The 19,913-nt window shown below is 65.8% G+C and carries 14 protein-coding genes; 6 read left to right on the top strand and 8 right to left on the bottom strand.

Annotated elements, in window-relative coordinates; all coding sequences use genetic code 11:
* Nucleotides 1-20 precede the first annotated feature (20 nt).
* Nucleotides 21-1,073 (bottom strand): Ldh family oxidoreductase, encoded by a 1,053-nt coding sequence (locus tag UNPF46_RS33740; protein WP_142252954.1) that lies wholly within the window; start codon nucleotides 1,071-1,073, stop codon nucleotides 21-23.
* A gap of 295 nt (nucleotides 1,074-1,368) precedes the next feature.
* Here UNPF46_RS33740 and UNPF46_RS33735 point away from each other — a divergent pair, with 295 nt between their 5' ends.
* Nucleotides 1,369-5,484: a bifunctional diguanylate cyclase/phosphodiesterase gene (locus tag UNPF46_RS33735; RefSeq protein WP_142252953.1), complete on the top strand. Its 4,116-nt coding sequence runs from the start codon at nucleotides 1,369-1,371 to the stop codon at nucleotides 5,482-5,484.
* A gap of 51 nt (nucleotides 5,485-5,535) precedes the next feature.
* On the opposite strand, the gene galE is transcribed toward UNPF46_RS33735, so the two are convergent.
* The 4 genes from galE to UNPF46_RS33715 all read right to left on the bottom strand — a co-directional run bounded on the left by galE (nucleotide 5,536) and on the right by UNPF46_RS33715 (nucleotide 10,802).
* Nucleotides 5,536-6,528, bottom strand: a complete 993-nt coding sequence (galE, locus tag UNPF46_RS33730) for a UDP-glucose 4-epimerase GalE (RefSeq protein WP_100174619.1) — start codon at nucleotides 6,526-6,528, stop codon at nucleotides 5,536-5,538.
* A gap of 19 nt (nucleotides 6,529-6,547) precedes the next feature.
* Complete coding sequence (locus tag UNPF46_RS33725) at nucleotides 6,548-7,351, bottom strand: WecB/TagA/CpsF family glycosyltransferase (protein WP_142252952.1); 804 nt, start codon at nucleotides 7,349-7,351, stop codon at nucleotides 6,548-6,550.
* Nucleotides 7,344-9,716 carry an exopolysaccharide transport family protein gene (locus UNPF46_RS33720; RefSeq protein WP_142252951.1) on the bottom strand — a complete coding sequence of 791 codons (2,373 nt, stop codon included), beginning with the start codon at nucleotides 9,714-9,716 and terminating at the stop codon, nucleotides 7,344-7,346. The genes UNPF46_RS33725 and UNPF46_RS33720 overlap by 8 nt, the downstream gene beginning before the upstream one ends.
* 291 nt (nucleotides 9,717-10,007) lie before the next feature.
* Nucleotides 10,008-10,802, bottom strand: coding sequence for a class I SAM-dependent methyltransferase (locus tag UNPF46_RS33715; RefSeq protein ID WP_100174622.1), 795 nt, complete (start codon nucleotides 10,800-10,802; stop codon nucleotides 10,008-10,010).
* A 396-nt stretch (nucleotides 10,803-11,198) separates the two neighbouring features.
* On the opposite strand from UNPF46_RS33715, the gene UNPF46_RS33710 reads away from it, so the two are divergent.
* Nucleotides 11,199-12,227: a glycosyltransferase family 2 protein gene (locus UNPF46_RS33710; protein ID WP_142252950.1), complete on the top strand. Its 1,029-nt coding sequence runs from the start codon at nucleotides 11,199-11,201 to the stop codon at nucleotides 12,225-12,227.
* Nucleotides 12,228-12,243: 16 nt separating this feature from the next.
* Here UNPF46_RS33710 and UNPF46_RS33705 read toward each other — a convergent pair whose 3' ends face one another.
* Entirely contained in the window at nucleotides 12,244-13,230 is a 987-nt protein-coding gene (locus UNPF46_RS33705) for a glycosyltransferase (protein WP_181770241.1), read from the bottom strand.
* Nucleotides 13,231-13,478: 248 nt separating this feature from the next.
* Between UNPF46_RS33705 and UNPF46_RS33700 the strand changes: the two genes are divergently transcribed.
* The 3 genes from UNPF46_RS33700 to UNPF46_RS38030 all read left to right on the top strand — a co-directional run bounded on the left by UNPF46_RS33700 (nucleotide 13,479) and on the right by UNPF46_RS38030 (nucleotide 17,188).
* Complete coding sequence (locus tag UNPF46_RS33700) at nucleotides 13,479-14,579, top strand: glycosyltransferase (RefSeq protein ID WP_142252949.1); 1,101 nt, start codon at nucleotides 13,479-13,481, stop codon at nucleotides 14,577-14,579.
* Nucleotides 14,580-14,582: 3 nt separating this feature from the next.
* The gene (locus UNPF46_RS33695; protein ID WP_142252948.1) at nucleotides 14,583-15,935 is read left to right on the top strand and encodes an O-antigen ligase family protein; all 1,353 of its coding nucleotides are present in this window, start codon (nucleotides 14,583-14,585) and stop codon (nucleotides 15,933-15,935) included.
* 107 nt (nucleotides 15,936-16,042) lie between these two features.
* Nucleotides 16,043-17,188, top strand: coding sequence for a GNAT family N-acetyltransferase (locus tag UNPF46_RS38030; protein WP_181770240.1), 1,146 nt, complete (start codon nucleotides 16,043-16,045; stop codon nucleotides 17,186-17,188).
* Nucleotides 17,189-17,247: 59 nt separating this feature from the next.
* Here the strand turns inward: UNPF46_RS38030 and wrbA are convergent, their stop codons facing one another.
* Both wrbA and UNPF46_RS33680 read right to left on the bottom strand, forming a co-directional pair.
* Nucleotides 17,248-17,847, bottom strand: coding sequence for an NAD(P)H:quinone oxidoreductase (wrbA, locus tag UNPF46_RS33685; protein ID WP_100174625.1), 600 nt, complete (start codon nucleotides 17,845-17,847; stop codon nucleotides 17,248-17,250).
* A 168-nt stretch (nucleotides 17,848-18,015) separates the two neighbouring features.
* The gene (locus tag UNPF46_RS33680; protein WP_142252947.1) at nucleotides 18,016-18,714 is read right to left on the bottom strand and encodes a pirin family protein; all 699 of its coding nucleotides are present in this window, start codon (nucleotides 18,712-18,714) and stop codon (nucleotides 18,016-18,018) included.
* Nucleotides 18,715-18,859: 145 nt separating this feature from the next.
* On the opposite strand from UNPF46_RS33680, the gene UNPF46_RS33675 reads away from it, so the two are divergent.
* Nucleotides 18,860-19,795 carry a LysR family transcriptional regulator gene (locus UNPF46_RS33675; protein ID WP_100174627.1) on the top strand — a complete coding sequence of 312 codons (936 nt, stop codon included), beginning with the start codon at nucleotides 18,860-18,862 and terminating at the stop codon, nucleotides 19,793-19,795.
* Nucleotides 19,796-19,913 lie beyond the last annotated feature (118 nt).

Raw genomic sequence — 19,913 nt, 5'->3', positions numbered from 1 at the left:
TTGCTGTTCTCCGGATTGCGTCAGGACAGATCGAGGACGGTGTCGAGCCGGTATTCGCGCGCCAGCACGCGCAGCTTTTCCCAGGTCGCATCCTCGATTTCGATGCCGTCGCGCAGGCGCTGTTGCTCGCGCAGGCCCTCGATCTCGCCGGGATAGTAGACGCCCTTGCTGCCCTCGGAGGGCGGCGTCGATTTCAGATAACGCGCGAACTCCGCGACCTCGCGCTTGAACTCCTTCAGCGGACGGAACGCGGCGACGTTGAACACGGCCATGAAGCAGCCGTCATTGTGCCGCCCCGTCGGCTCGACGCCGAAGCCGAGACCGGTCAGCAGGCCGCAGAGCACCTCGACCATGGCGGCGAGGCCGCTGCCCTTGTAGCCCTCGGTGCCGCCGAGCGGCAGCAGCGCGCCGCCCTTGCGGTATTGGGTTGGGTCGGTGGTATGCCGTCCCTCGGCGTCGATGATCCACCCCGTTGGAATCTCTTCGCCGCGAGCGACGGCAAGCTGGATCTTGCCGGCCGCGACCGCCGATGTCGCCATGTCCAGATAGAACGGCGTCTCGAGATCGGACGGCACCGCGATCGAGATCGGGTTGGTGCCGAGCCGCGCCTCCTTGCCGCCGAACGGCGCGACGTGCTTCGGCGAACGGCCGGAATCCGCCGTCGCGATCCCGATCATGCCCTCGCGCATCGCCATCAGCGGGTAGGCGGCGAGGCGACCGACATGGCTCTGCCGGAATACGGTGCAGGCGGCGACGTTCGCGGTCCTCGCCTTCTCGATCGTCAGCGCCATCGCCTTGGCGTTGACGTGGAAGCCAAAGCCCCAATGGCCGTCGATCACGGTCGTGGTCGGCGATTCCTGGACGATGGTCCATTCGGCGCCGGGCACGATGTGCCCGGCCTTGATGCGGTCGATATAGGTGGGAACGGCGATCACGCCGTGCGAATCGTGGCCCGCCAGATTGGCGTTGACGCAGCCGATTGCGACCGCGTCGGCTTCTTCCTCGGAGGCCCCGGCGGCGCGGAGCAGGGCGGCGCTGATGCGCGTGAGGCGATCGGCCTTGACGACCGGCATGGCGTTCCCTCGAGATCCCCGCCCTTGGCGGGCGCGGGTTGTTGAAGCCATCGTCTCAAAGCGCGGCTGCGATATCAATCTCCCGTAAACCAATACAGGGCTGCAAAATCGTAAAGAGACCCGCCATTGGTCGGCGAATCGTCCCGTGCGGCGGTATTTCCTGCAGTTTGGCGCAGGTCGTTCGCAGCTCGTTCACTTTGATTGAGGGTTTGCAGCGCGCAATAACGACCACTTAGGCGATGGCCGTTCATAAAGTCACCGGGAGAAATAGGCAGAATGCCCGGGAGCTGAGATCGTGCCGACGACACTCGCGCGCACCTTTGCGGCGTTGAGCGCCATGAACGAGGCGATTCTCTATGCGAAATCGCCGGACGAGCTGTACCAGAAGGTCTGCGACGCCGGGTTTTCGAGCGGGGACTTCTTGGCCGTGGCGGTGTTCCTGGTCGAACCGGACGGCCGCCGCCTGCGGTTTGCGGCGGGCTGCGGCGATGACATCGAGCGATTGCGCTCGATCGTCATCACCACGGAAGCCGGCACGCCCGAAGGATCGGGTGTGGGGGGCGAGGCGTTTCGCGATCAGAAGCTGTGCATCAGCAACGACTATCTGAATGATCCGCGCTCGCTGGCGTGGCGCGCAGGCGCGGCTGCGGCCCATATCGGTGCGGCGGCGGCGTTGCCGCTGCTCTGCAACGGCAAGAGTGTCGGCGTGTTGCTGGTGACCCGCAGCGAGCCCAATTCGCTGAACGAGCAGATGGTCGCGCTGTTCGAGCGCATGTCGGCCAACATTTCCTATGCGCTGGACAATTTCGCGCGCGACACCGCGCAGCAAGCCAGCGAGCGGGCGACGCGGCGTCTCAACCGCATGTTCGGCGCCCTCAGCGCCACCAACGAGGCCATTCTGCGCGCCAAGACCGAGCAGGAGCTGTACCAGCTCGTGTGCGACGCCTCCGTCCATGGCGGCAAGTCGCTCGCGACCATCGTCCTGCTGAAGGAGCGGGACACCCACTGGCTGAAGCCAGTCGCCGGCACCGGCCCGAATCTGGAGCTGGTCGCCCAGACCAAATATTCCGTCGATGCCGCCAACCCCTATGGCCGCGGCATCTCCGGCACCGTCTTCCGCAGCCAAAGGCCCCTTGTCGAGGACGACCTCGTCAGCCGCACGAAGGGAACGCTGTGGGAGCAGGCCAATGTGAATACGGGTGTCGCGGCCTGTGTAGCCGCTCCGCTGATCAAGTTTGGCGAGAGCGTCGGCATTGTCCTGTTCTTCATCAGCAAGTCATGGGCCAAGGACGAGGAAGTCGTTGCGCTGCTGCTGCGCATGGCCGAGAACGTCTCGTTCGCAATCGAGAATTTCGACCGGGTGTCCGAGAAGGCCAGAATTGCCGCGGAAGAGGAACGGCTGGCGCGCATGTATGCGGCGCTCAGCGCCACCAACGAGGCGATCCTGCGGGCGCGGTCGCGCGCCGAGCTGTTCGACCTCGTCTGCGAGGCGACCGCGAAGGGCGCCAAGTTCACCTCGGCCAACATCGCGCTGGTCGACCATGACGCCGAGCTGCTGCGCGTCGTCGCCAGCTACGGGCCGAACGCGGACCATGTTCGCAATTTCAAGTTCTCAACCTCCGAGGACGTGCCGGAAGGCCGCGGCCTGACCGGCACCGCCTTCCGCACGCGCCAGCCCGCCGTCAGCAACGACGTGCTCGCCGACGAGCGTATCGCGCCGTGGCACGCCAGCGCCCGCCGCACCGGCATCGCGTCCTCTGCGGCACTGCCGCTGTTCAACGGCGATCGGATCGAGGGCGTATTCCTGTTCAACTCTCCGGAGCGCGGCACCTTCACGGATGAATTCGTCGAATTGCTGCGCAAGCTTCAGGCAAATGTCGCCTTCGCGCTGGAAAGTTTCGAGCGTGCCGAGGAGAAGGCGCAGGCGGACAAGCAGCGTAACCGCCTGACCGGAATGTTCGAGGCGCTCAGCGCAACCAATGAAGCCATCATCCGCGCCAAGACGCGCGAGGAATTGTTCGAGGCCGCTTGCCAGGCTGCCGTCCTCGGCGACGTGTTTGCCTCGGCCACGATCGGCATCATCGACAAGGGCAACGAAATCGTTCGTGTCGTCGCGGTGAAGGGGCGTCTGCAGGAGCAGATGGCCGGACGGACCTGCAATATCTCCCCCGGCCATCCCGAGGCCCAGGGCATCATCGGGGCCTCGCTCCGGAATCGCCGGCCCAGTGTCATGAATGACTATCTGAACGAGCCGCGGTCCATGTACTGGCGGACGAAGGCGGTCGAGGACGGAACGCGCGCGGCCGCCAGCTTCCCGCTTCTGAAGACAGGCCAGGAGCCCATCGGCATCCTGCTTTTCCTCGCATCTGAAGAGAATACATTCACGCCCGATCTGGTCGAATTGCTGGGACGCCTCGCCGAGAACGTCTCCTTCGCCCTCGACAATTTCGATCGGGCCGAGGAAAAGGCCCGCACCGAGGCGCAGAAGGAGCGCCTGACGCGCATGTTCGCGTCCCTGAGCGCGACCAACGAGGCGATCATGCGGGCGAAGTCGCGCGCCGAACTGTTCGATCTCGTGTGCCTTGCGGCCTCGAACGGTGCCAAGTTCACCTCGACGACGATTGCCCTGGCCAAGGCCGACAGCGATCAGCTGGAGATCGTGGCGAGTGCCGGCCCGTCCGCCGACACCACGCGCAACGTTCGTCTCTCCATCGATCCGGAGCGGCCGGAAGGGCGCGGAATGAGCGGCACGGCGTTCCGTACGCGCCAGCCCTGCATCAGCAACGACTATCTCAACGACCAGCGTGTGAGCGCCTTCCACGCCATCGTGCGCGGCGACGGCGCGCGCTCGGGCGCGGCGTTTCCGCTCGTCGTTCACGACCAGGCGGTCGGCGTCATGATCTACATGTCGACCGAGCCCGCCACCTTCACGACCGAGTTCGTCGAGCTGTTGCAGCGTCTGGCCGACAACGTCTCCTTTGCGATGGAGAATTTCGATCGCGCCGACGCCAAGAACCAGGCGGACGAGCGGATCGAATACCTCGCCTCGCACGACAGCCTGACCGACCTTCCGAACCGCGAGACCTTCAATGCGCTTCTTCGCGAGGCGATCGACACGGCAGAGCGTCACGATCACCGCTTTGCGGTATTGTTCATCGACCTCGACCGCTTCAAGGTCATCAACGATTCACTCGGGCACGAGGCCGGCGATCTGCTGCTGCTCGAAGTCGCAAACCGCCTGCGCGGCGCGCTGCGGACCAGCGACGTGGTGGCGCGGCTCGGCGGCGACGAGTTCGTGGTGATCCTCGACCAGTGCGGCGAGATCGACGACGTTCAGCGCATCGCGACCGAACTCCTGACCGCGCTTGCCCAGCCCATGGAGCTGGCCGGGCACGAGTGCCACACCACGGCGTCGATCGGCATCGCGATGTATCCGGCGAATGGCTCGGATGCGCAGACGCTGACCAAGAACGCCGACATGGCGATGTATCTCGCCAAGGAAGACGGCAAGAACGGCTATCGCTTCTTCTCCAAGGAAGTGAAGACGCAGTCGATCGAGCGTCTGTCGCTGGAGAGCGCGCTGCGCCGGGCGCTGGAGCGCGGGCAGTTTTCGCTGAACTACCAGCCCAAGGTGGAGATGGAGACTGGCCAGATCACCGGCGTCGAGGCGCTGCTGCGCTGGACCCATCCCGATCTCGGCAGCATCTCGCCGGCGCAGTTCATTCCGCTCGCGGAGGAAACCGGGCTGATCGTGCCGATCGGCCGCTGGGTCCTCAACGAGGCCTGCGCGCAGGCGATGGCCTGGCAGCGCCGCGGCCTGCTGCCGGTGTCGATGGCGGTCAATTTGTCGCCGCGGCAGTTCGCCGACGAACATCTGTTGCAGGACGTCGACGAGGCGCTGGCGGCCAGCGGCATGTCGCCGGTGCTGCTCCAGCTCGAAGTCACCGAGAGCATGATGATGCGCAACGTCGGTCGCGCCCTCAAGGTGCTCGACGCCATCCAGAGCCGCGGCATCCGCCTCGCCATCGACGATTTCGGCACCGGCTATTCGTCGATGTCCCTGATGAAGCACTTCCCGATCGACACCATCAAGATCGACCGCTCCTTCGTGCGCGACCTGCCGCAGGATTCGGAAGACCAGGCGATCGCGCAGGCCATCATCAGCATGGGCAAGGCGCTCGGCATGACCGTCGTCGCCGAAGGCGTCGAGAACGCCGAGCAGGAGGCATTCCTGCGCACCCATGGCTGCGACGAGATGCAGGGCTTCCTCATCTCCAAGCCCTTGCCGGCGCGGCAGATGGCCGAGCTGCTGCGGCCGATGGTGCCGCCTGTCGCCCCGCCGCTCCAGCCGGAGCCCGAAATTGCCGCCACGGAAGCCGCGGCGTCACGGCTGAAGCGCGCCGTGGTCTGAGGACTGCGGCGCTCCGTTCCCGGCGAAGCAAGGCGCGGGCGCGCCGATGGTCTAGCGCGGTCTGAACGGATGCGCCTTCTGGTGCCAGGCCCAGGCGGTGCGGATCACCGTAGGCAGGTCGGAGTGACGCGGCACGAAGTTCAGCACTTTTCTCGCAGCGGAAGGATCTGCGACCAGATAAGTCGGATCGCCGGCGCGACGCGGCTTGACGGTGTGCGGCACCTCGCGTCCGGTCTCCTGCTTGATCGCATTGAGGATCTCGCGCACCGAGAAGCCGGAGCCGGTGCCCAGATTGAAGCTGCCGCCGGCATGCCCGCCTTCCAGCAGCTTCAATGCCGCGACATGCGCTGCGGCAAGGTCGGTGACGTGGATGTAATCGCGGATCGCGGTTCCGTCGGGCGTGTCGTAGTCGTCGCCGAACACTGCGAAGTCGACATGACCCTGCAGCGCCATCATGGCGCGGGGAATGAGATGGGTCTCGTTGTCGCGCAGCTCGCCGATGCCGCCGGCGGGATCGGCGCCGCTGGCGTTGAAATAGCGCAGGCAGAACGCGCCGAAGCCGTAGGCTGAGCGGTAATCGGCCAGCATCCGCTCGATCATCCATTTCGACGCGCCGTAGGGATTGATCGGTGCGCAGGGAAAGTCTTCCGGCAGTTCCTTTGAATCGGCGTTGCCGTAGACCGCGCCGGTCGAGGAGAACACGATGCGATGGCAATTCGCGTTGCGCATCGCCTGCAGCAGCGACAGCGTGCCCTGCACATTGTTGACATAGTATTTCTGCGGATCGGTCATGGACTCGCCGACGAGGCTGGCGGCCGCGAAATGCATCACCGCCGTGACCTTGTGCTCGGCGAAGGCGCGCGCCAGCGCCGCGCCGTCGAGCAGATCGCCCGTCACCAGGGGACCTGCAACGAAGCTGCGGTGGCCTGTCGAGAGATTGTCATAAACGACGGGCTGATAGCCGGCGGCGGTCAATGCGCGGCAGGCGTGCGAGCCAATATAGCCCGCGCCCCCGGTGACGAGGACGGTCGGTCGGTCTGTCATGTCGTCTTCTGCTCTTCTCTTAGCGGACGGGTCGGTTGCGGCTGAAGAGAAGATAGAGCGCGCGGGGGTTCGTGGTCAAATAGCGCCAGAACAGGCGGCGCGGCTCGAGCAGCGTGCGCCAGGCCCATTCAAGCCCGATCTTCTGCATCCATTGCGGCGCACGGGAACGGCTGCCCGACAAAAAATTGAACAGGCCGCCGGATGTCTTGATAACGCCGACATTGGTGAGGTGCGGGGTGAACTCCTTCACGAATGCCTGCTCGTTGGGCACGCCGAGCGCGACCCATAGATAATCAGGCGCAAGCGCATTGATCTCCTCGACCTTCGCGCGCAGCGCCTCGCCGCGCAGATAGCCGTGGCTGTAGCCGACGATCTTGAGGTCGGGATAGAGCTTCTGGACGTTCTCGACCGCCGCGATGTTCTCCTCCTCGCTGGCGCCGAACATGTAGAAGGTGCGGCCGGCCGCTTCCGCCTTGCGCGCAACCACATGGAACAGATCCGTGGTCGCAACGCGCTCGGGCAGCGGAAACCAGGATTGCAGTCGCGAGGCGGCGACCAGCGGCTGGCCGTCGGCGTTGATCAGGTCGGCGGCGCGGAACAGGCGTTCGGTCTGCGGCTCGGTCGAGCAGCGCGCCAGAACCTCGCCATTGGCCGAGGTCAGGAACAGCGGGCGGCCGATGCGATTGTCGGGATCGGTCGCCTCGATCATGAAATCGGCGGTGGCTTCCAGGTCGATCGCGGCCATGCGGAGCCCGCCCACGGTGATCCGCGGAACCTCGGCCGTCGCTGCCCGTCCATCAATGTTGACGCGGCGCTCAAGCATATTGTCTGCCTCGCTGGCGCGTTTCGACCGCCGGGGTGAGCTCGTCGAGCACGACGCCGACGAGCTTGCGCTCGGCGCGGCCGAGCCCGGCCAGGATCTCTTCCAGGCTGTCATTGATGTCGTGGCTGGTCGGCAGCACCGCCACCAGCGCGTCGACCTCGTCGAGCAGCTTGCGGCTGCCGGCAAGAAGCGGCATGGCGGGGCCGTCGAGGACGACGAGGTCATAGCCCCCCGCCGCGCGCGCCTGACCAATCGCCTTGCGGATCGCATCAGTCGCCTTGCTGCCATCGCCTTCGCCGGCGGGCAGCACCGAAATGCCGTTGACCGTCTTGATCTCGCGTGCGGCCTTGCTGCCGATCGAGAGCCAGCCGAACCTGCTCGGCTCGCTCTTGCCGGGGCGGTTAATCTTGTTCGAGAGCGCGTGGGCCTGATGGTCGGCATCGATCATCAGCACGCGGGCGCCGTCGCGCGCGGCTGCGAGCGCGAAATTCAGCGCAGCCACGCTGCGTCCCGTGGTCTCGCCGGCACCGACGAGCGCAATGACGGGCATCGCCTTGCCTTCGGCGCGCCGGGCCACGGCAGCGCGCATGTCGCGCCAGGCGTTGAGCAGCTTCGTCAGGGGAAAGCCCGGCCGCAACGTCGGCCAGCCCAACCGTGTGAGGTCGACACCGCCGCCGGTGGCAAGAATGGCGCCGAGCGTGTGGATGACGTCGGCCTCCTGAAGGCGCGCGATCAAGGGCTTTTCGATCAACGGCTTCTCGACCATCGCTGGCTGCAGCGACGGCGCGGCGAGTTCGGGCAGCGCCTGCGCCGCTTCCGCAAGCTCCGAAGCCTGCTGAGGCCGCGGCGCTTCCGCAGCCGGCAAGACCTCGGGCGCGCGCGCCTTCTCCGGCACCGGCTTGCGCTCACGGCGGGCTAGTGCGGGGACCGGTGCCGTCGCGCCGGCGAACAGGAGCTCGGCCGCGACAAACCAGCTTGCGGCCGCGAGCGCGCCGAAGATGAAGCCGATCATGGCGAACAGACTCATCGCCGGCGGGAACGAGCGTCGCTGCGGCACCGTCGCCTCGCCGATCACGCGGGCCGCCGAGGTGTTGAGCGTCTCCTGCTCCTCGGTCTCGCGCGAGCGCTTCAGGAAGGATTGGTAGACGTCGCGGCTGGCATCGGCCTCGCGCTCGAGCTCGCGCAGGCGCACGGCGGCCTGGCTGAGCTGGACGCTTTGCCGCTTCTGCGCTTCCAGCGCCCGGTTGAGCGAGGCCTCGAAGTCGCGGGCGCGCGTCAGATCGTTCTTGGCCGACTGGGCGAAGCGGTCGATCTCCTCGCTGATGGCGCGCTTGAGATCCTCGACCTGCTTCTCGGTCTGGCGCAGCGCCGGATGGCGCGGGCCGAGCTCGCCGGCCTGCTCCGCATATTTCTTGCGGGCGTCGGCATATTGCGCGCGCAGATTCGCGATGGTCGGCGATTGCAGCGCCTCCGAATTCGCGCCGGCATCGGCGGCCGTGCGCCGGCTCGCCTCGATCTGGTCGAGCCGCGCCTGGGCATCCATCGTCGCCGCGCGGGCCGCGGACAGCCGCTGGTTGCTGGCGGAGAGCTGCTGATCGCTGATCAGCGCGTCCTGGGTGCCGACGAAATTGTTCTGCGCCTTGTAGGTGGCGAGCGCCGTCTCGGCGCTGCGTAGCCGCTCGCGCAGCTCCTTGAGGCGACCGGACAGATCGTTGGTGGCGCGCCGTGCCGCCGAAGCCTGCGAGTTGCGGGATTCGGCGAGATAGGCGCTGGTCAGCGTGTTGGCGAGCATCGCCGCTTTCGCCGGATCGGTCGACCAGACCTCGACGTCGACGATGAAGCTCTTCTCGGTCTTGCGGATGGTGATGTGCCGGTTCAGCGCGTCGAGTGCCGCCAACTGCACTTCCTTCTTCTCCGCGGCGGAGGGCGCCGCAGGTTGAAGACCGATCAGGCCAAGCAGCGACGACATTGGGCTGGCACTTCCGCCGCCGCCGAATTCCGGATCCTTGTCGAGGCCCGCCTGCTGGATCACCTGGAGCAGCACGCTGTTGGAGGTGATCAGGCGCGCCTGGCTCTCCACCACCATGGACATGCCGGAGACGTCCTGCGCGCGCGGCGTGAGCTCGCGGTCGACGAGCTGAAGCTCGCGCGGGTCGACATAGAGCTGGGCGGTGGCGGTGTAGCGGGGCGTCATGCTCTTGCCGATGGTGACGGCAAGCGTTGCGCCGAGCAGGGCAGCCGCGGCGATCGCGACCTTGCGCCGCCAGAGCAGATTGGCGAGCTCCAGCACGTTGAAGCCGGCCTGAGATCTCTGTTGCGGGGGCTCGGCTCTCGCCCGATCTATCGGCTGGTTATAGTCAAGCATGATCCCCAGCTTTCATTCCAAATGCCGCAGGCTGAGGGGTTACTCTTCGCTCTACGCCACGCCCCCGGGATATAGGGGCCCAATCAACGCAACAGGGAAAATTAACCATACTCACCGAGGGACTATTCACCGAAATGGCAAACAAAGCGTTTAAACGCTTGCCGCTCAGCGATGCGTCCTCGTGACGCCCGACATGCAGGGGCTCCGTGAAGATTAACCGTTCGTTACCGCGCACGGCACGGCCGCGAGGCTTCCTTTGTCCTGCAATGGGCCGCGCGCACGCCATGATGGTCAGATCTTCCGCAGGATGACGTGATAGTCGCCGCGGCGGACGTCGGTGCCGCGCGACAGCATGGTATTGAGCAGGGTGGCGCCGGCATCCACGAGGGCCGCGAACAGCGGCTTGCGCCGACGCATCTCGGGATAGCGCGGGCTTTCGACCTCGCGGCGGTAGACCATCTCGAGGCCGTTGGCGGCCGCGAAGGCTTCGAGCCGGGGCAGCGTCACCAGCGGATGAAAGAAGGTCGGGAACGGCGGCTCGCCGGGCAGGCCCGCGTCCTTGATGCCGCGGATGTGCCGGTAGAACCAGACGTGAAACCAGTGCGGCGAATATTTGGTGACGACACCCGACAGCGAGCGCGGATTGGGGGCGCCGATCAGGATCATGCCGCCGCGCTTGAGCGCATCGCGGAAGTTCAGGAGCGCGGCGTCGACATGGGGCAGATGCTCGATCACGTTGTAGCAGATCACGAGATCGAAGGTCTCGCGGCCGAAACGGTAGGTCTGTACGTCGCCGAGGATCGCCTCGTCCGCGTAGGTGTTGTTGCGGACCTGGTCCTCGTCGATGTCGACGACGGTGACCTTGCTGCGACCGAGCAATTCCGGCGGCAGCACGCTGCACGAGCCTCCGCCGGCTTCGTAGATGGCAAGCGGGTCCTTCGGCAGCTCGCGGCGCAGGACGTCGTGAACGGCAAGCAGGCTGTCGCGCGCTTCGCCGGGAACGAGATCGTGCAGCGCCTGGACGGGGCCTGCGGGAATCCGGATCGCCGTGGCTGTTGCGAAATCGATCGTGGCTGGCTTGTTCATGTTTTCTGACCGCGCTTGTTCTAATCAAATTTACAGGAAAAAACTCGCTTGCCCGAAGAGCAAATCCGATGCCGCGCGGTCTCACCGGTGGCAGTGCTTACGGCCCGGTTAATGCGCATGTGCATTAACTACGGTATTGTTCATGTTGGGTCGTTGTCGCCGCATGGACCGCGACTTGCAGTACCACGCGCGCATGATTTCGCGGGAGAAACCGGGCAAAGCGGTTAAACGGATGAATTTGTTTCTGGGCGGCCATGAGATCGGCGCGAGGCCATGGGCTGACGCGCCTCGACCGGCCGTTCATTCTGGGACGCATCTGTCCCGCGGCGATGTGCCATCGCAGGACGCGTGATCGAAGCAGGGCTTTTTCAACATATCTCGGACATTGAGAACGTCATGACATTGATCCCGACAGAGCTGTCCACCACGCGCATCTCGGATGCCGTGCGCGATCCCAACCGGGAGATCGCGGCGAGCTCCCGAATCATCGACCTGTCGGTCGGCATCGTCGTCTGCATTCCCTGCTTCCGTCGTCCGCAGCACCTGCGGCTGACGCTGGACTCGCTGGCGAACCAGCGCACTCCGCGCTCCTTTGCCGTCGTCATGGTCGAGAACGATGCCGTGCAGCGCGAGAGCGCGCCGGTCGCCGCGGAATTCCTGGCCGAGGGCAGGCTGCAGGGCGTCTGCCTGGTCGAGAGGCGGCAGGGCAATTGCCAGGCGATCAATGCCGCGTTCGAGACGGCGCAGGCGCTGTTCCCCGCCGCCACCCGCTTCCTGATGATCGACGACGACGAGATCGCCTCACCCGACTGGCTCGAGCTGATGGTCCGCACCGCGGAGGCGACCGGGGCCGACGTGGTCGGCGGCCCGGTGCTGCCGGTGTTCGAGGACGACAGCAAGCCGTGGCTGGCGCGTCATCCCGCCTTCCGTCCCGCCTATGATTATTCCGGCGCGGTGCCGCTGATCTATGGCTGCGGCAATTGCCTGATCACGCGCGCGGCCTTCGAGCGGTCCGACCGTCCCGCGTTCGACCTCCGCTTCAACTTCCTCGGCGGCGGCGATTGCGACTTCTTCGTGCGCTGCCGTGACGCCGGCATGATCTTCCACTGGACGGCGGAGGCGGTCATCACCGAGACCGTGCCGCAAAGCCGCACCAGCCTCGGCTGGATCGCAAAGCGCGGCCTGCGCATCGGCGCGATCAATTATCGGGTGCAATACAAGGCTGCGCGGAGTGCGGCGGCGCGGGCGCGGGTGTTCGCGCAGATGCTGGGACGATTGCCGCTGTCGTTGTTTCGCGCTGCCGGCCTGCTGACGTCGTCGAAGGCCGTCGTTGCCATGCACCCGGTGCTGGTTGCGTTCGGCTCGCTGCTGGCAGCGTTCGGGATCGAGCCGAAGCCTTACGAGGCCTCGAAGATCGTGTCCTGACGCAGCCGCGGACGGGCTAGATCCCGAAGCGGGCGAGGGCGGTCCTGGCCGCAGCACGCGGCAACGCCTTGAGCGATCGCCGGCCGATCATGGCGAGATAGGAGAAAGCGTCGCGATATCTGCCGAAGCGCACCGCCTGCATCGCCGAATAGGTGACGAGATGAATCTCGGCGGCGAGGCGCAGCCCGGCCGTCATGCTCTCCGGCAATCTCGCCAGGATCAACCCGTCGTCGAACACCCGCGCAATGGCCGGGAAGAAGTCTTTCGGCGTCCGCACCGCGGCGTTCATGGTGTTGGCGGTGTGCAGACGATAATCGAGCAGCAGTTTTGGCGCGAACTCGAATTCGCCGATCGCGGCGAGGCGGCACCAGCAATGCCAGTCCTCGCAATATCTCAGGGACGTATCGAAGCCGCCGATGGCACGGAAGGCTTCCGCGCGTGCGAGCGCGATGCCGCCATTGACGATGAAATTGCCGGCGGCAAGCCGCGTCAGCACGTCGCCGGACGGCTTCCGGCGTCCTTTCAAGAGGCCACGCCGGCCGATCTGGCGCCCTTCGCTGTCGATCGTGTTGTAGTCGCCATAGACCAGAACCGCGCGCGGCGCGCTGCGGGCGACCGTCAGCAATGCAGCCACCGCTCCCGGGCGGAGCCGGTCGTCGGCATCGAGGAAGAGCAGCCAGTCGCCGCTGGCATATCGCGCGCCGAGATTGCGCGCCGCCGACACGCCGGCGGCGTCGTTTGCCATCAACCGCAGGCGCGGATCGCGAATGGCGCGGACGATTGCGGTGGTGTTGTCGGTGGAACCATCGTCCACCACGATCACTTCGCCGACCTCGCCTTGCGCGAGCGCGCTGGCGAGGGTTTCGCCGATATAGGCCGCGACGTTCTTGGCGGGAATGACGACGGATACGAGCGGGACCGACGTCGCCGGCAGCGGCTGACGCGCTGCCGGCCCCACGCGAGAGGCGGCCGGCAATTCGAGAACGTCTTCGGCGGTGATCACGCTACTGCTCGCCCTTAATGATCTGTTAACCAGGGCGCATCCGCCGCACTTGAAACGCGGGCGATCGCAACCTTGGTTGCTCGCGGATGATACCCGCATCGCACGCGAATGGTTGCCGGGAAGGCCATCGCGGCGCCGGTTTCGTCAAATAGCGTTAAGCCGCTGGCATTAAGCCTGTGGCAAATTTCGAGGAGAGTGACGGCCTGTCTCATGCGAGAATGCGCATCAGGTTGCCGCGGATGGATCCAGTGCCCGCAAAGACGTTCGAACACGACCCCGATGCGATGATCCTCAACCTCTTCTACGAGGACAAGGACGATCGCTGGTTTCCCGGCGACCGGCATCTGCGGCGCATGGCGCGCCGCCTGCTGCTCGGCGAGCCGCGCATGAGCGGACAGCTTCGCGTGTTCCTCAACCTCTGTGCGGGGCTCGACCGGCTCGGGATCCGCTACCGCGTCAACGATTACGGCTACATCGCGCAGCACCCCGACGAGCTCGCCTGCATCATCGGCCGCACCTTCCTGCTCGACAAGTTCGCGTGGAAGAACCCGATCCTGCTCGGCGTCGCCGCCCACAATCATCCGCTCGACGACCCTGACCTGTTCAAGCGTCTGCCGGTGAAGAAGGTCGTGGTGCCCGGCCCCTGGTACGTCGACATGTACCGGCCGCACTGGCCCGACACCGAAGCCTGGCCGATCGGCATCGACACCGATCTCTGGGCGCCGTCGCACCCTTCGCGGAAGACAGTCGACGTACTGGTCTACGACAAGGTCCACTGGGATCGCGAGCGCTATGCGCCGGAGTTGATCGAGCCCGTTCGGGCCCGGCTCGTCAGGGAGGGACGTTCGTTCACGGAGCTGCGTTATGGCAGCTACAAGGAGGAAGACTTCCAGGCCGCCCTGGCGGCTTCGCGCGCGATGATCTTTCTGTGCCAGAACGAGAGCCAGGGCATCGCCTATCAGCAGGCCCTGTCTTGCGGCGTGCCTGTCTTCGCCTGGGATCCGGGCGGGCCCTGGCGGGACCCCGACTACTATCCGCACCGCGTGCAGTTCGCGCCGGTGTCGTCGGTGCCGTATTGGGACGATCGCTGCGGCGCCAGGTTCACCGACATCGCCGGGTTCGAGGCCGGGTGGGACGACTTCTGGGCCGGCTGTGCCGCGGGAGCTTTCGATCCGCGCAGCTATATCCTGGATAACCTCACGCTCGAGCAACGGGCGCTGCAATATTACGAGATCGCACGGAGCATCATGCGGCAGCCGGCGACGCGGACGGCCGGCAGACCCGTTGACGGACGCCTGGCAGAGGTCAGCCAGGACGTGGAGCTTCACCGGCGTCACCAGATGACCTGAACCATGGACCGCAGCGCCGCCGACATCACTGACCTCGAGGCCCGATCATTGGGCTGTGCCTTTCGCGATGGGCTGGCGGAGCTGAACGCCATGCAGGCCGCGCGCTGTCTCGTCGCCGTCGCCGCCCTGCTGCTGGTAATGGTGACGCTCGATCCGTTTCCCGACCTGCGCAATCCCGATGTGACCACCGTCGTCGGTGGGCGAATGGCGCTGGCCTATATCTCCTGGGGCCTTCTGGCCGCGGTCGCGGTGCTGTTCGCTGCTGGCACCGATGCGCCTGCGCTGAAGAGCCTGGTGACGCCGCTGCATCTCTGTCTCGCGGGCTGGCTGCTGATCAACATCGTCCTCTCCGAGAACCCAGGCGTTTCGATACAGCGGTTCGTGCTCGCCGCCAGCGTGACATCGCTCGCCGTCCTGCTGCCGTTGCTGCCGCCGTCGCAGCGCAGCTTCAACCTGTGCCTGGGCGCCGCTGCGCTGGTGCTGCTCGCGCTCTGCTATCTCGGCGTCTTCCTCGCGCCGCATTATGCGATCCATACGGCGCTCGACATCACCGAGCCGCAGCTCGCCGGCGATTGGCGCGGCAGTTTCGGCCATAAGAACATCGCCTCGCCCGTGATGACGATCCTGGTTTATGTCGGCATCTATCTGTCCGCCGTCGGCTCCTTCGTGATGGGTCCGGCGATCGCGGCGCTCGCCGGCATCTTCCTGATCTTCACGGGCGGCAAGACCTCGACGGTGCTGTGCCTTGCGATCTACGCGCTCGCCTCGCTGGTCTATGTCACCCCTGGCCTGTGGCTGAAGCGGATCATCTGCTTCGTTCCGCTGATCGTGATGAACCTGCTGACGGTCGGCAGTGTCCTGAGCCCCGCGCTCGGCGCCATCACGCGGCTGCTTCCGCTCGATCCCACCTTCACCGGCCGTTCCGACATCTGGGAGTTCGCGCTCGCGGCGGTCGCCGAGAAGCCGATCATCGGCCACGGCTATGCGGCCTTCTGGGACGACGTCACCGCGCGGCAGACGGCGCAAGGTGCGGAATGGGCGACCTCGGCGGCACACAGCCACAACAGCTATCTCGACCTCGCGGTGACCATCGGCCTGCCGGGACTGATGCTCGTGATCCTCGTCTTCGTGCTCGCACCGCTTCGCAATTTCCAGTCAGCCCGGACGCATAACCACAGCCGCGCGCTGGCCAAGCTGTTCCTGACCGTGTGGCTGTTCGGCCTTTATTATGGAGCGACCGAGACCTTCCTGCTCGAACGGCAGAATCCGATCTGGTTCATGTTTGCTCTGGCCGTGGCCGGTCTGCATTTCCTGGCCAGGTTCCAATGCGTCGCCCAAACGGAACCAGTGCCGTGAAAGCGTTCGCATCAAGGGCTGTCCGTCGTGGCAATGGCTTAACGATAAGCCGGTCTGCGACAAAACATGACCTATCCCGAAACATTCAGTAATCGTATGCCCCGCCGATGACGTTTCTCAGCGTCGAGCAACTGGATGGTGTTGTGTCCGCCACCTCGGACATCGCGATCGAATTCGTGCGCGACTGGCGCGAGGCCGCTTCGCGCCTGAATGCAGGGCATCGCACCGCCTTTCAGCATGGGTACTGGCTCGATGCCTGGTATCAGGCGTTCGACGACGTCGCGCCGTTGATCGCCGTGATCTCCGATGCCGCCACTGGCAAGGACATCGCGGTGGTGCCGATGATCAGCCATGTCAGGCGCGGCATCCGCATCGTCGAGTTCGCCGATCTCGGCGTCTCCGACAACAACGCGCCGATCCTCGCGGTCGATGCCGCATTGGACGCGGCGGCGGCGCAGGCGATCAGCAGGGCGCTGGTCGCGGCGCTGCGAGCCTTGCCGGACCGCTTCGATCTGCTTCGCCTGCGGAAGATGCCGGCCCAGCTCGGCGGCAGGCCAAATCCGCTGGTGTCGCTCGGGCGTATCGGGTCCTGCTCGCTGAACGGCAATCTCGTGCTGATGGGCGACGACTATGCGGACTATCAGGCCTCGATCAAGCGCATGCAGATGCCGCGTTGCTGGCGCGTCTTCAGCCGGCACGAAGGCGCGCGGTTCGAGATCGCCACCAATGTTGCGCGTGCGCATGAACTGATGGACGTGATGGATGTCCAGCAGCAGGCGCGCATGCGAAAGCTAGGCTCGCCGTTCGTTCTCAACGACGAGACTCATGCGCGATTCTATCGCGAGGTCGCCCGCCAGGGCGTCGCGGAAGGTTATGCGGTCCTCACGGCGCTGGTGTGCGACGAGGGCGTCGTCGCCACCGCGCTCGGCGTCAGGCACGGCGCGACCTATTACCTGCTCCGCATCAGCCACGGTGGTGATTCATGGTCGAGCTGCTCGCCGGGGCTGCTCGTCGCCGAGCGCACCATGGCGGCGCTGCATGAAGAGGGCGTGCGCCGTTTCGACCTCAGCATCGGCAATCAGGACTACAAGCGGCGCTTCGGCGCCGAGCGGGTGCCGCTGACCGATGTCAGTGTCGCCCTGACCTGGCGCGGTCTGCCCTACGCCTGGCGTGACCACGCCGCACAGGGCCTGCGCCGCTATCCCGCGGCTGCCGCCCTCGCGGCGCGGGCGATGGGCAAGGGAATACGTTGAAGCGGCATTCCCGGACGGGAATGCCGCGATCGTATCAGCCGTTCGGCTAGCCGTGCGGCTCAGCCATGCAGCTTCTTGGCGGTCTCCGCGATCTGGCGGCCCTGGTAGCGCGCGCCGGCGAGCTCGTTGGCGCTGGGCTGGCGGCTGCCGTCGCCGCCGGTGATGGTGGTGGCACCATAGGGCGCGCCGCCGGTGACCTCGTCGAGCTTCATCTGGCCGGCAAAGCCGTAGTTCATGCCGACGATCACCATGCCGAAATGCAGCAGGTTGGTGATGACGGAGAACAGCGTCGTCTCCTGGCCGCCATGCTGGGTCGCGGTCGACGTGAAGGCGCCGCCGACCTTGCCGTGCAACGCGCCCTTGGCCCAGAGCCCGCCGGCCTGGTCGAGGAAGTTCGCCATCTGCGAGGCCATGCGGCCGAAGCGGGTGCCGGTGCCGACGATGATTGCGTCGTAGTTCGCGAGATCCTCGATCTTGGCGATGGGAGCGGCCTGGTCGACCTTGTAATAGGAGGCCTTCGCGACCTCGGCCGGCACCAGCTCGGGCACGCGCTTGATATCGACGGTCGCGCCGGCCTCGCGCGCGCCTTCGGCAACGGCATTGGCCATCGCCTCGATATGGCCATAGGCGGAATAATAGAGGACGAGAACTTTGGTCATGGGTGGTCTCCGTTGGGGTCGTTGGTGTTGAATGAAGCTTGAGGTTGTCATGCCCGGGCAGAAGCGCGAAGCGCGTCTTCGGCGCTAGACTTCCCGGGCATCCACGTTCTTGATTGCTCCAGCCGTGGATGGCCGGGACAAGCCCGGCCATGACGGAGAGAGCGGCGCCTACGCGGCGTCGACGAGCACGAGCTCGGTATCTTCCAGCGCCGTGATTGTCAGCCGGTCCTCGTCGCGGATCGCAGCGCCGTCGCGGGCATTGACGCGGACGCCGTTGATTTCGACCGCGCCTGCCGCGGGCACAAGGTAGAGGTGCCGCGACGTCTGCGGCGCATACTCGGCGCTCTCGCCGGCCTTCAGCGTCGTCGCGAGCACCCGCGCATCGGCGCGGATCGGCAGCGCGTCGGCGTCGCCCTCGATCCCGCTCGCGATGGTGACGAGCCTGCCGGAGCGGTCCGCCTTCGGAAACGGCTTCGAGCCCCAGGTCGGCTGTCCGCCGCGCGCCGTCGGCTCGATCCAGATCTGGAAGATCCGCGTCTTCGTGGGTTCCAGATTGTACTCGGAGTGACGGATGCCGCTGCCGGCGCTCATCACCTGCACGTCGCCTGCCTCGGTGCGGCCCCGATTGCCGAGGCTGTCCTGATGGGTGATCGCGCCCTCACGCACATAGGTGATGATTTCCATGTTGGCGTGGGGATGGGCGGGAAAGCCCGTGTTCGGCGCGATCTCGTCGTCATTCCACACCCGCAAGGCGCCGTGGCCCATGTTGTTCGGGTCATAGTGACTCGCGAAGGAGAAGTGATGCTTGGCCTTGAGCCAGCCGTGGTCGGCGCCGCCGAGCTTGTCGAACGGTCTGAGTTCGATCATTTGCGAAAATCCTCTTTTCTGGGCGGGTGGCGCGATCAGGCGCCGAACCCGCCGTTGCCCCCTTGGATAAGCCTCGAGCTGTGGTATATAAATAGAAACTGTTGAAACACATTGTTTCCAAAAATAACCGATCGGACCGGCTTCCATGGCAAAACTCCCCGATTTCGAGGCGCTCGCGATCTTCGCAAAGGTCGTGGAATTACGATCGTTTGCGGGGGCCGCGAGCGAGCTCGCGATGTCCAAGGCGACGGTCTCCAAGGCGGTGACGCGGCTGGAGGAGCGGCTCGGCGCCCGGCTGTTCAATCGCACCTCGCGCCGGCTGGCGCTGACCGATGCCGGCCACAAGCTCGCCGAGCGCGCCACGCGCCTGCTGGTCGATGGCGAGGCGGCCGAGAACGAGGCGCTGGCGCAATCGGTGGCGCCGCGCGGGCTGGTGCGGCTCGCCGTGCCCATGACGTTCGGCATCAAGGCCGTGGCGCCGCTGCTGCCGGAATTTTTCGAAGCCTATCCGGAAGTGTCGGTCGATCTGCACTTGAGCGATGCGACGGTCGATCTGATCGGCGAGGGTTTCGACATGGCGGTGCGGATCGCGCGGCTGCCGGATTCCTCGCTGATCGCGCGACGCCTGTTCACCATGCCGCGCTTCACGGTGGCCGCGCCGTCATACCTGAAGAAGCATGGCCGCCCGACGCATCCGATGCATCTGGCCGAGCATAAGTGCTTCAGTTACGCCTATCTCTCGACGCCGAATGTCTGGCACTACACCAATTCCGCCGGCGAGCAGGCCAGCGTCCGCCCCGGCGGCCTGCTTCGCGTCAACAACGGCGAAGCCGTGATGCCCTCGCTGATCGCAGGTCTCGGCATCGCCGAATTGCCCGAGTTCATCGTCGGCGAGGCCATCTCCTCCGGCGCCGTCGAGATCATCCTGAAGGACTGGAAGCAGGCCGAAGGCGCCGTGCATCTGGTGACGCCCCCCGGCGGCCCCCGCCCCGCCCGCGTCGAGGCCCTCGGCGATTTCCTCGCGGCCAAGCTGCCGGGCACATGCAAGCGGCGGCCACGCGCGAAAGCCAAGGCGTCGTAGGGAAGTGAGCGGCTTCAATCGTCATTGCGAGCGCAGCGAAGCAATCCAGCTGCCGTAGGGTGGCAAAGCGCAGCGCGCCCACGTCTTTGCTCGGGGATCGCAGCATGTCTCGATACCG

The sequence above is a fragment of the Bradyrhizobium sp. UNPF46 genome (assembly GCF_006658625.1).
In the GTDB taxonomy this organism is placed as follows: domain Bacteria; phylum Pseudomonadota; class Alphaproteobacteria; order Rhizobiales; family Xanthobacteraceae; genus Bradyrhizobium; species Bradyrhizobium nitroreducens.
Note: the sequence above shows the minus strand (reverse complement) of the source record. Positions and strands in the feature narration are given on the sequence as shown.

Excerpts from the sequence above, each read along its gene's own strand:
- UNPF46_RS33695 (WP_142252948.1), top strand. The coding sequence starts at position 14,583 with ATGGACCGCAGCGCCGCCGACATCACTGACCTCGAGGCCCGATCATTG.
- UNPF46_RS33720 (WP_142252951.1), bottom strand. The coding sequence starts at position 9,716 with ATGCTTGACTATAACCAGCCGATAGATCGGGCGAGAGCCGAGCCCCCG.
- UNPF46_RS33725 (WP_142252952.1), bottom strand. The coding sequence starts at position 7,351 with ATGCTTGAGCGCCGCGTCAACATTGATGGACGGGCAGCGACGGCCGAG.
- UNPF46_RS33680 (WP_142252947.1), bottom strand. The coding sequence starts at position 18,714 with ATGATCGAACTCAGACCGTTCGACAAGCTCGGCGGCGCCGACCACGGC.
- UNPF46_RS33675 (WP_100174627.1), top strand. The coding sequence starts at position 18,860 with ATGGCAAAACTCCCCGATTTCGAGGCGCTCGCGATCTTCGCAAAGGTC.
- galE (WP_100174619.1), bottom strand. The coding sequence starts at position 6,528 with ATGACAGACCGACCGACCGTCCTCGTCACCGGGGGCGCGGGCTATATT.
- UNPF46_RS38030 (WP_181770240.1), top strand. The coding sequence starts at position 16,043 with ATGACGTTTCTCAGCGTCGAGCAACTGGATGGTGTTGTGTCCGCCACC.
- UNPF46_RS33715 (WP_100174622.1), bottom strand. The coding sequence starts at position 10,802 with ATGAACAAGCCAGCCACGATCGATTTCGCAACAGCCACGGCGATCCGG.
- UNPF46_RS33740 (WP_142252954.1), bottom strand. The coding sequence starts at position 1,073 with ATGCCGGTCGTCAAGGCCGATCGCCTCACGCGCATCAGCGCCGCCCTG.
- wrbA (WP_100174625.1), bottom strand. The coding sequence starts at position 17,847 with ATGACCAAAGTTCTCGTCCTCTATTATTCCGCCTATGGCCATATCGAG.
- UNPF46_RS33710 (WP_142252950.1), top strand. The coding sequence starts at position 11,199 with ATGACATTGATCCCGACAGAGCTGTCCACCACGCGCATCTCGGATGCC.